This is a genomic window from Lachnoanaerobaculum sp. (assembly GCF_057250505.1).
This window is the reverse complement of the sequence record NZ_DBHIEQ010000038.1, coordinates 1-9,352: the sequence shown is the minus strand read 5'-3', so window position 1 is coordinate 9,352 and position 9,352 is coordinate 1. Positions and strand designations below refer to the sequence as shown.

Annotated in this window: 10 protein-coding genes and 1 tRNA gene; 6 read left to right on the top strand and 5 right to left on the bottom strand. The window is 33.9% G+C overall.

The window, feature by feature from the left end:
- Positions 1 to 63: 63 nt before the first annotated feature.
- From ACO6FI_RS12145 to ACO6FI_RS12130, 4 genes are all read right to left on the bottom strand, one after another.
- Positions 64 to 1,458, bottom strand: a complete 1,395-nt coding sequence (locus ACO6FI_RS12145) for an aminopeptidase (RefSeq protein WP_485457563.1) — start codon at positions 1,456 to 1,458, stop codon at positions 64 to 66.
- An 11-nt stretch (positions 1,459 to 1,469) separates the two neighbouring features.
- Entirely contained in the window at positions 1,470 to 2,168 is a 699-nt protein-coding gene (locus ACO6FI_RS12140) for a S1 RNA-binding domain-containing protein (RefSeq protein ID WP_009446972.1), read from the bottom strand.
- A 189-nt stretch (positions 2,169 to 2,357) separates the two neighbouring features.
- The gene (gene rbr, locus ACO6FI_RS12135; protein ID WP_485457562.1) at positions 2,358 to 2,894 is read right to left on the bottom strand and encodes a rubrerythrin; all 537 of its coding nucleotides are present in this window, start codon (positions 2,892 to 2,894) and stop codon (positions 2,358 to 2,360) included.
- 74 nt (positions 2,895 to 2,968) lie between these two features.
- A complete protein-coding gene (locus ACO6FI_RS12130; protein ID WP_485457561.1) occupies positions 2,969 to 3,385 on the bottom strand; it encodes a Fur family transcriptional regulator in 417 nt (138 codons plus the stop codon).
- Positions 3,386 to 3,768: 383 nt separating this feature from the next.
- On the opposite strand from ACO6FI_RS12130, the gene ACO6FI_RS12125 reads away from it, so the two are divergent.
- The 6 genes from ACO6FI_RS12125 to ACO6FI_RS12100 all read left to right on the top strand — a co-directional run bounded on the left by ACO6FI_RS12125 (position 3,769) and on the right by ACO6FI_RS12100 (position 8,882).
- Positions 3,769 to 4,434 carry a hypothetical protein gene (locus ACO6FI_RS12125; RefSeq protein ID WP_485457560.1) on the top strand — a complete coding sequence of 222 codons (666 nt, stop codon included), beginning with the start codon at positions 3,769 to 3,771 and terminating at the stop codon, positions 4,432 to 4,434.
- Between the two features lie 284 nt (positions 4,435 to 4,718).
- Positions 4,719 to 5,087 (top strand): hypothetical protein, encoded by a 369-nt coding sequence (locus ACO6FI_RS12120; protein WP_485457559.1) that lies wholly within the window; start codon positions 4,719 to 4,721, stop codon positions 5,085 to 5,087.
- Positions 5,081 to 5,551 carry a hypothetical protein gene (locus tag ACO6FI_RS12115; protein ID WP_314505827.1) on the top strand — a complete coding sequence of 157 codons (471 nt, stop codon included), beginning with the start codon at positions 5,081 to 5,083 and terminating at the stop codon, positions 5,549 to 5,551. Before ACO6FI_RS12120 ends, ACO6FI_RS12115 begins: the two co-directional genes overlap by 7 nt.
- Positions 5,552 to 5,596: 45 nt before the next feature.
- The gene (locus tag ACO6FI_RS12110; RefSeq protein WP_485457558.1) at positions 5,597 to 6,322 is read left to right on the top strand and encodes an FtsK/SpoIIIE domain-containing protein; all 726 of its coding nucleotides are present in this window, start codon (positions 5,597 to 5,599) and stop codon (positions 6,320 to 6,322) included.
- 220 nt (positions 6,323 to 6,542) lie between these two features.
- Complete coding sequence (locus tag ACO6FI_RS12105; protein ID WP_485457557.1) at positions 6,543 to 7,655, top strand: hypothetical protein; 1,113 nt, start codon at positions 6,543 to 6,545, stop codon at positions 7,653 to 7,655.
- Positions 7,656 to 7,736: 81 nt separating this feature from the next.
- On the top strand, positions 7,737 to 8,882 hold the full coding sequence (locus ACO6FI_RS12100; protein ID WP_485457556.1) for a tyrosine-type recombinase/integrase: 1,146 nt from the start codon (positions 7,737 to 7,739) through the stop codon (positions 8,880 to 8,882).
- An 87-nt stretch (positions 8,883 to 8,969) separates the two neighbouring features.
- Here the strand turns inward: ACO6FI_RS12100 and ACO6FI_RS12095 are convergent.
- Positions 8,970 to 9,042 (bottom strand) — tRNA-Gly (locus ACO6FI_RS12095).
- Positions 9,043 to 9,352: the final 310 nt, after the last annotated feature.

Here is a 9,352-nt window from a genome sequence, read left to right as displayed (position 1 = left end):
TAGCCAAGACTACCATACTCATCAAAGCTAACTTCTTTAATCTCATAAAATAAAACCTTTCAATTATAAATAAAATGCCTTAAAAGCAAGATATGTATTGTATAAATCCAGTTTGGATATTACTTCATACGGTGAATGCATAGATATAACAGGTACACCGAGGTCCACTACATCTATATTCATCATTGCTACAAACTTTGCGATAGTTCCGCCGCCGCCGACATCTACCGCTCCAAGTTCACCTATCTGCCAATGCACTTTATTCTCATCCATAATAGAGATGACCTTATTCATAAACTCGGCACTTGCGTCTGATGAACTGCTCTTTCCTCTTGCTCCCGTATACTTTGTAAGCACACATCCCTTATTAAGATATGATGAGTTGTTAGGCTCGTAAACATCAGGGAATGTAGGATCGAATGCTGCATTTACATCTGATGAAAGACAAGCGGACTTTTCACATACTTCCTTCACATCCGCGCCGAAGCACTGTGAAAGATACTCTATACAATCATATACATAGTGAGAATCCAAACCTGTATTACCTTCTGAACCTATCTCTTCTTTATCTGTAAGAATTGTAAGTGTAGTGTGCTTAGGTGCTTTTGCTTCAATCTCGGCAATTATAGCAGGATATGCACAAACTCTGTCGTCATGACCGTATCCGGCTACAAGTGAGCGGTCAAACCCTACATCTCTTGCCTTTAATGCAGGTACAAACTCTATCTCGGCTCTTGCAAAATCTCTCTCTGTAATGCCTAACATCTTATTTAAGATTTCAAGAGTCTTTAACTTTACACTCTCCTTGACATCATCACTGTCATCAAAAGGCAATGTACCTAAGAAAATATTTAGTTCTTCTCCCTTGATTCCTTCATCAAGAGTTCTCTTATCCTGCTTCTTTGACAGATGAGGAAGTAAATCACTTATATAGAATACAGGATCTTCTTCATCTTCACCTATGTTTATCTCTACAAAACTTCCGTCTTTTTTGAAGATAACTCCATGCATTGAAAGAGGTATGGTTGCCCACTGATACTTCTTTACTCCGCCATAATAATGTGTCTTAAAGTAAGATATCTCACTCTTTTCATAGAGCGGATTCGGTCTTAAGTCAAGTCTCGGCGAGTCTATATGTGCCCCGTTGATTCTTATGCCTTCAGTAATAGGCTCGGTACCTATTGTAGAAGCGAGTATCGCCTTTTTTCTGTTTACCTTATAAATCTTATCTCCCGGCTTATAGCTCTTTTTCGGATCAAAGACTGTATATCCGTTTGCCTCAAGTAAACTTGTAACCTCTTTTACTACTTCTCTTTCAGTCTTTGACTTATTCAAGAAATTCTTATAGCCCTTTGCAAACTCTTCAGCCTTTTCTATATGCTCAGGAGTCACCTTGGCTATATGCGGATATTCATATGAAAGTTCTTTTTGCAGAGCTTTTGCTTTACTTTCTGCCATTTAAAACCTCCTTAGTCTAACTTAATGTCCTTTAAAAGTCCTGCCAATGATGTAGATGCAACACCTTTTTCTACATACTTAAATCCTCTTGAAGGATCCTTTTGCTCTACATTCTCCTCAAGTGCCTTCTTTGAAAGTGAAATCTTTCCGTCTTTGATTCCTGTTACTTTTACCTTTATGCTCTCACCCTCTTTAAGAACTGCTGCAGGATTCTTTACTCTCTGGTTTGAAATCTGTGATACATGTAACAGACCTGAGATACCGTCACCAAGGTCGATGAATGCACCGTAATCCTTGATTGAATCTACTTTACCTTCAAGTACGTCGCCAACCTTAACGCTGTCAAGCTTAGCCTGTCTTTCTTTCTTTGCTTCTTCCTTTTCAAGAGCTCTGTGGCTTAGAACGAGCTTTTTCTTAGCCGGCTCCGCTGTAATAACTACAACCTCAAGACTCTTACCGAGGTAATCGTCAAGGTTTTCAACATACTGACTTGACAGCTGGCTTGCAGGGATAAATCCTCTTACTTCCTCTAAAAAAGCGATACATCCACCCTTAACCACTTCTGTGATCTTAACCTTTGAAACTGTCTTATCAGCTAACATCTGCTCAAAAACTTCCCACTTATTTGCCTGTGGATCCTCTTTTGTGTCCATATTTTTATATGACTCTTCAAGCTCCTTTTCAAAGTCCTTCATTGTCTCTTCTGCCATATTGACCTCCAAATATTTTTTTCGTTTTAACCGCGACAAGTTTTCATGCCGCCTATGTATCATAAAACAATAGATAGTATTATAACACACCTTTACTGCATTTGACTATAGTTCTGTTAAATATTAAAGGCCCCTCAATTGCTTGAGGAGCCTAAATTATATAAGATTTTATACTATTTACAGTTTATTTTAATAGTTTACAGTCATTCTCTCGAAATATGCCTGTGGATGAGCACAACACGGACATACTGTAGGAGCCTCTGCACCCTCGTGGATATATCCACAGTTACGGCACTTCCAACCAAGAGGAGCATCTCCCTTGAATGTACCGTTGTTCTTTAAATGCTCAAGAAGCTGAAGATATCTCTTCTCATGGCTTGCCTCTACCTTAGCTACAAGCTCAAACTTCTTTGCAAGCGCCTCGAAGCCTTCTTCTCTTGCTTCTCTTGCCATACGAGCATACATATCTGTCCACTCGAAGTTCTCTCCTGCAGCTGCATCTACAAGGTTCTCCTCAGGTGTTCCGATACCGTGGAACTCCTTAAACCACATCTTTGCATGCTCCTTCTCCTGATCTGCTGTCTCAAGGTAAAGAGCTGCCATCTGCTCATAACCTGCCTTCTTAGCTACTGAAGCGTAATATGTATATTTGTTTCTCGCCTGTGACTCGCCTGCGAATGCTTCCATTAAGTTTTTCTCTGTTTTTGTTCCTGCGTACTTTGACATAAAAATTTCCTCCTAAACTAATTTAATATCAAATGGTAACTATATTTGTATGAAATATTATCTTAATTCAAAAACTATACTGCCTTTTTTGAATCAATATAGAGCATTTTTTGATAACATTCCTTACAATATCCATATAAGATGAGCGAATGACTCTCCACGATTCTGATATCATCATGCTTGAACATATTATCTAAACCGACTATTGTATCAGCCGGTAAATCAATAAGCTTTGAGCAAGCCTTGCAAGCAAAGTGATAATGATCTGTGGTATTGTAATCATATCTCTCAATTCCGTTTATATCAGATATTTTTTTTATCTTACCGATCTCAGTGAGCAAACCGAGATTCCTATAAACGGTACCTAAGCTAATCTTAGGATCATCTTTGCGTAGTGACTGAAAGAGCATATCAGCTGTAGGATGATCGACTCTGGACTTCAAGTTGTCTAAGATAGCCTCCCTTTGTCTACTGTATTTTAGATCCTTCATGTATATCCCTTTCTAAAAATAAGAATCATTACTGTTTTAGTATATCATTTATTTTTAGAATGTCAACATAAAAAATCAAAAACTTATTATAGACAAGCGTTTATTTTATATTATATTTTAAAATTATTTTCAAGTCCGTTTTTGAAAGTTCTTTATAAAAAACAAAAAGCCTTGTAAAAACAAGACTTAAAATAAAAAAGAGCGCGAGACGGGACTCGAACCCTAAGACACCTTGCAAACCCGCATAAAATAAAGGAGGAAATACATTGTCTTCAAGGTGTCTTCAATTTTTATATTTACTATGATAAACTTCATTTATCAAAATAGCATTTAATACTAACTTAGTGTTAAATGATTTATTTATATATCAGAGGAGAGCAAAAATGTTAAAAAAAGAAAATATTTTACAGGTGAATTTTTTATTTATATGGAATATATGGAGACAAGCATATTATGAAAAAAGTATTAGATATTCTACAGTAGTCAATTTTAAACATTATACACAAAGTACATCGGAAAAAATATCTTTTCACACTTTTATTGGTTTAAATTCAGAAGTTTTAGAGGATATTCGTAATAATCAATATCCCCAAGACAAAGACATAAAACCACATAAGTATTGCAACATTCCTCATCTATACGAATCACCTATTATAAAAGATGAGTTTATAGAGCGTAAGCTAAGAGATAAGGAAAAGGGTGATACCGACTTTGATACAATCAGAAAATATTTAATTAAACTGTTTAAAAAGCTTGAATACTCTGAAATCGGATGTGATTATAGTGTTTTAAACAATAAAATAAATACGTGTTATAATTTATCAGATATTTATTCTAAGATACTTGGTGAAGAACCTAAAATTAATTCTACAGATCCTGTTTCAAGTATATGTACATTATTAAGTTCTATTTCCTATAACAATTACAACAAATATGAGCATAACAAAGATCTTTTAAAGCGTTACATAGATTTATTAAAGGAGCATTATTCTATGGCATGTACTTATTTTAATCACTTAGAATATACCTCTAAAGATAGGAAGTATTAAAAAACAATTATATATTTACCTTGTAGAAGTATGCCTTTTACAAGGTAGTAAAAGTTTTATTTCTTATAGGTAGTCTTCTACAACAAGCCTAATAAAAAATTTTTGTAGTTCTCTTGTAGTAAAAGCCATACGTTTTGTAGAAATATGTACCTCATAATGTAGTAAAAGCTTTATTTCTTGTATGTGACATACCAATATTAGTACCTTTAATTTTTTTTTTGATGTGCTATCATACCCTCACAAGCTTGAATTCATTAAAACGCATATGCAAGAAAGGTTGAAAAATGATGAGAATCGATTTTTTAATAACGGGAAAAATTCCGTTGCAAGATTTTTTTCATGACACAAAATTTATGTTAAAAAATTTTCGACCGTTTTTCGAATATAAAAATGGCGTGAAAACGGAAAAAATTTTAGGGATTACATACAATGTTCTGGAGCTTAATTCGCTGGAATTAATCTCGATCAAAGTTCCAAATGTGAAACCTATAGTTACTATGGAAGAACTGGCGTTAAAAGTACATTTTCGCGTGGCTTTTAAAGCACCCTGTGTTCAATACTACGTACATAACGGACGTTTAGCCCTAGCTTTTAGGGCTGAAGATATCGTAACAGTAGAGGCTGAAGAAGAGGAGATAATTGAGATATGTTAATTTTTTTTAGTTTGGTTTTTTTTGTATATTGTTGCTTGATTCTTGCCCTTTTACAGGCCAAGGATTTGCATGACTTTGGGAGGATTTTTACTGCGAATTTTAAAAAAATTTTTTTAAAAATTCTAAAATTGTCAGGTAAGATTTACAAGATGGTCGTCACCGAATGTGAAAAGCCACTTGGGAACTATCAAAATATTGCAAATGTCCCAAAGTACCAGATTCTCTACCTTACGCAAATATTGTCGGATTTTTTCAAATCCCCAACTTTTTTTGATCAAGAGATTATAGCCTCTTCAGGGCAGCGCAAAGTGATATTTAGATCGGCTGGTCTTATCGACAATGATTATACTGCCGCATTAGTTGCACTAGTATTGCACAATTATTTTTTTGAAAAGTTTGAACTGTCCATAAACTTCGATGTATCCTTCGACAATGCTGGAGCGATTATCGTCGTCATAATGTAAAAGAAGAGCGGGATATTTAATATCCCGCTTATGGGGGTAAAAGTAATGTTTTTCGGCATTAATTTAAAACTATTTAATAAATATAATATTCAGCATAAAATCACTGCGGATTTAAAATCACATCCACATGTGCTTTTAACAGGAGCAAGTGGTTCAGGAAAATCTTATGCTCTAAAGATATTAATTCATTCATTATTAAAAGAAAAAGCTGAAATAACCTTTTGTAACTTTAAAAACTCTTGTGATTTTAAAATACTTAAAGGCTATGACAAGTATTTCACATATCTTGACTGTACCCATGGACTGAAGCAGTTCTATGAACAGTTTAAAACTATACAAGCAAGTGATTTCGAATATAGCAAAACTATGAATATTTTAATCTTTGATGAATATCCTGCATTTATAATGTCGGAAACATTAAGAGATAAGAAACAGGCTGATATTTATAAGCAGATGATAGCTGAATTACTTATGCTTGGGCGTTCTTACGGCTTTGGTATTTGGCTTGTAATGCAAAGACCTGACAGTATATTTCTTGCAAACGGGGCAAGGGATAACTTTCAAACCACTATCAGTCTTGGTAACTTAAGCAAAGAAGCAAAATCTATGCTCTATTCAGGAGAAGATTTACCTAATACCACGTATACTGTAGGGGAAGGCATATGTTATATAGATGGTAAAGGATTACTAGAAATAAAATATCCTCATCTTAATAATGAATATATGAAGAAGTTAAATTATTCTATACAAAAGGAATTGTATTTAATTTAGCATAATTTAAGACTTGGGTGTTGAGTATGCTGCGTGGCGTAGCCTAAGCAAGCATACTCAACGCACAAGTTATAAGCCGTAGGTTTATTAAATAATATAAAGTTGCTGCCAGTATTACCAGCAACTTATGTAACTGTAAAAATAATGATAAAACCCTTATATTTAGGGTATTTTGAAGTTACAGCAAGACTGTAACTTCTTTTTTAGATTGTGAAAAGAGGTGATTTATATAGGTTCATTTTCAATCAACACAAAAAGTCGTTCTTGGTTTGTAACAGTACAAATAGCAAATATGAAAAAAACTGGGCTTACTAAGGAAGAGTATGAAAATCCTGAAAAACTTGCAGATTTTCTTGTTTATACATGGGAAAACAGTGGAAAAGGCAGAAATGCGGGTGTTGCAATATGTAAAAGTTCAGAAGGTTTATACCACGCACATGTTGCACTTTATGGCAATACTACTACACTGTCAAATGTTGCTAAGATAATGTTTGATTCACATGTTGAGCCGCAAATGGGTAAAAAAGAAAATCTTAGAAGATATATCGAAAAGCAACCTCCATACGATGAAAGTGGAGAAATAGTATTATTCAGTAAAGGACTGGAGAATATAAAGGATAATCAAGGAAATCGTTCTGATGTAGAAGAAATCGAATTACTTCTACAAACAGGCTATACACCTAATCAAATATTAAATGAACGATTTGCATTTAGAAAATATGAAAACCATATACGCTCTGCCTTTATAGATAAGCGTATAACTGAAACTCCGCTTATTAAGGAAGATATGTATGTAGAATGGCATGTCGGTAATTCAGGTACAGGAAAAACTTATACTTATGTGCAGCTTTGCAAAGAATACGGAGATGAAAATGTATATATGGCAACTGATTTTGATAATGGTGGCTTTGATAAGTATATAGACTGTGGGGCACCACCAATATTATTTTTAGATGAGTTTAAGGGTAATATGCTTTATTCTCAACTTCTCATAATATTAGATAAATATTCCAGAAGTCAAATACATTGTAGGTATAAGAATACATTTTGTTTATGGACTAAATGTTATATATCTTCTATATATCCGCCTGAAATGGTATATAAAAGCATGGTTGATGACAGCAATAGGTCTATTGATAAAGTGAAACAGCTTTTAAGACGTATAAATACTATCGTATATCATTATATTGAAAATGGTGTATATATGACATACTCAATGCCTACATCTGAGTATGTAGATTATAATTCTTTAAAAGCCAGAGCTCATAGTGATGATAAAGATGGTTTCATGAAAATATCTGATTTTGAAGAAACTGTACTACCTTTTGATTAGATTATTATTTTATATATCAAAGGGGGTGGGTGTCTTATATTCTCGGATAATTCAGATTTATTATTGCAAGAAGCTATTGAATTGAATATACTTGACATAGACAATGTATTAAAAAAAGTTATGTCTAAGAAAATAGAATATATAGAAAAAATACATCCCTTTGCTATTACTCCACCAAAAGACTCAAAAGGTCGTTGGCAAACCTACTATAAGGAGAATGGTAAAAGGCAGATTATTCGGGCAAAAAACAAGGAGGATTTGCTCAAAAAACTACTTCCGTTGTATGCAAAACAAACTGATTACAATAAAATAACATTTGATTGTGTTTTTAACGAATGGTTAGAGTACAAAAAGCCCTTAACCTCAAGTGCTAATACAATCACCAGATATAAACAAAGATATTTAAAGTATCTAAAAACATCCAATATAAATTATCTTCCAATAAAGGATTTAGGTGAAATGATTTTGGAGAAAGAATTTAATCGAATTGTAAAAGAATATCAGTTAAGTCGCAAAGAATGGGTTAATGTAAACACCATTATAAAAGGTGTATTTAATTACGCTTATAGAAATAAGTATATAGATTATAATCCTCTGGAAAATGTAAAAATACTTGTTAAATTTAAGCAAATTTCTCGAAAACCTGCCAATGAACTTACTTTTAATACAGAAGAAAAAATGGCTTTGGAACAATTCCTTGATATCAAATATCAAGAAACTGAAGATTTATCTTATCTTGCTGTTAAAGTTAATCTTTATCTTGGTTTACGCGTAGGTGAACTTGTAGCCTTAAAATGGGAAGATATTTCAGATAATGAATTGCATGTTGTCAGGGAAGAAGTAAGAGATCAGGAAACAGGTATATACAGCGTAGTCGAACATACAAAAACACATACAGACCGCTTTGTATTTATTGTACCTAAAGTACAAAAACTTTTGGCATTGATTAGTAGTGAATCTGATTATATTTTCACTAGAAATTGTAATAGGATTACCTCAAGACAGATTAGCTATGTTCTTGAAAAATATGCTAATGACAATGGATTGAAAGTTAAATCAACACATAAAATGCGTAGAACTTATGCCAGTACCTTAGCCTCAAAAAATGTCCCTTTAGAGTGCATTAGAGAACAACTTGGGCATTCTTCCTTACTTACAACTATGGGGTATATTCATAATTCACTAACAAAAGAAGAAACCTATAACCTATTAAAAGAAGCGCTTTGATATAGTGTCTTCAAGTGTCTTCACAACACATATATAATAGAAAAAGCAGAAGCCTTGATTATACAAGCTTCTGCTAAAATAAAAAAGAGCGCGAGACGGGACTCGAACCCGCGACCCCGACCTTGGCAAGGTCGTACTCCACCAACTGAGCCACTCGCGCATACGCTTATTATACCAATGTACCAATCATTTGTAAAGGAAATACTATGAACTTACTCTGTAAGTTCAAGTGCGCTATTTTTCTAAGTTCGTACTTCGCTACACTCGTACTCACTAAGAAAAATATGTGCCTTCAAAACTGCCTACCAAATGCTTTTCTCACTTAGCGAAAACTTTGTTTGAGCTTTAGTGAGAAAGTACACCTCAAATTCGCTTGCGGATTTGACGGTGCTTCCGATTATATAAATATTATATCATAAATTTTTTCCTATCTTTTGGTTAAACCCTCGACCTATTAGTAACCATCAACT

What these genes read in the sequence shown, in the direction of transcription:
- rbr (WP_485457562.1), bottom strand. Translation starts at nt 2,894, where the DNA reads ATGTCAAAGTACGCAGGAACAAAAACAGAGAAAAACTTAATGGAAGCA.
- ACO6FI_RS12140 (WP_009446972.1), bottom strand. Translation starts at nt 2,168, where the DNA reads ATGGCAGAAGAGACAATGAAGGACTTTGAAAAGGAGCTTGAAGAGTCA.
- ACO6FI_RS12130 (WP_485457561.1), bottom strand. Translation starts at nt 3,385, where the DNA reads ATGAAGGATCTAAAATACAGTAGACAAAGGGAGGCTATCTTAGACAAC.
- ACO6FI_RS12115 (WP_314505827.1), top strand. Translation starts at nt 5,081, where the DNA reads ATGTTAATTTTTTTTAGTTTGGTTTTTTTTGTATATTGTTGCTTGATT.
- ACO6FI_RS12145 (WP_485457563.1), bottom strand. Translation starts at nt 1,458, where the DNA reads ATGGCAGAAAGTAAAGCAAAAGCTCTGCAAAAAGAACTTTCATATGAA.
- ACO6FI_RS12110 (WP_485457558.1), top strand. Translation starts at nt 5,597, where the DNA reads ATGTTTTTCGGCATTAATTTAAAACTATTTAATAAATATAATATTCAG.
- ACO6FI_RS12120 (WP_485457559.1), top strand. Translation starts at nt 4,719, where the DNA reads ATGATGAGAATCGATTTTTTAATAACGGGAAAAATTCCGTTGCAAGAT.
- ACO6FI_RS12125 (WP_485457560.1), top strand. Translation starts at nt 3,769, where the DNA reads ATGTTAAAAAAAGAAAATATTTTACAGGTGAATTTTTTATTTATATGG.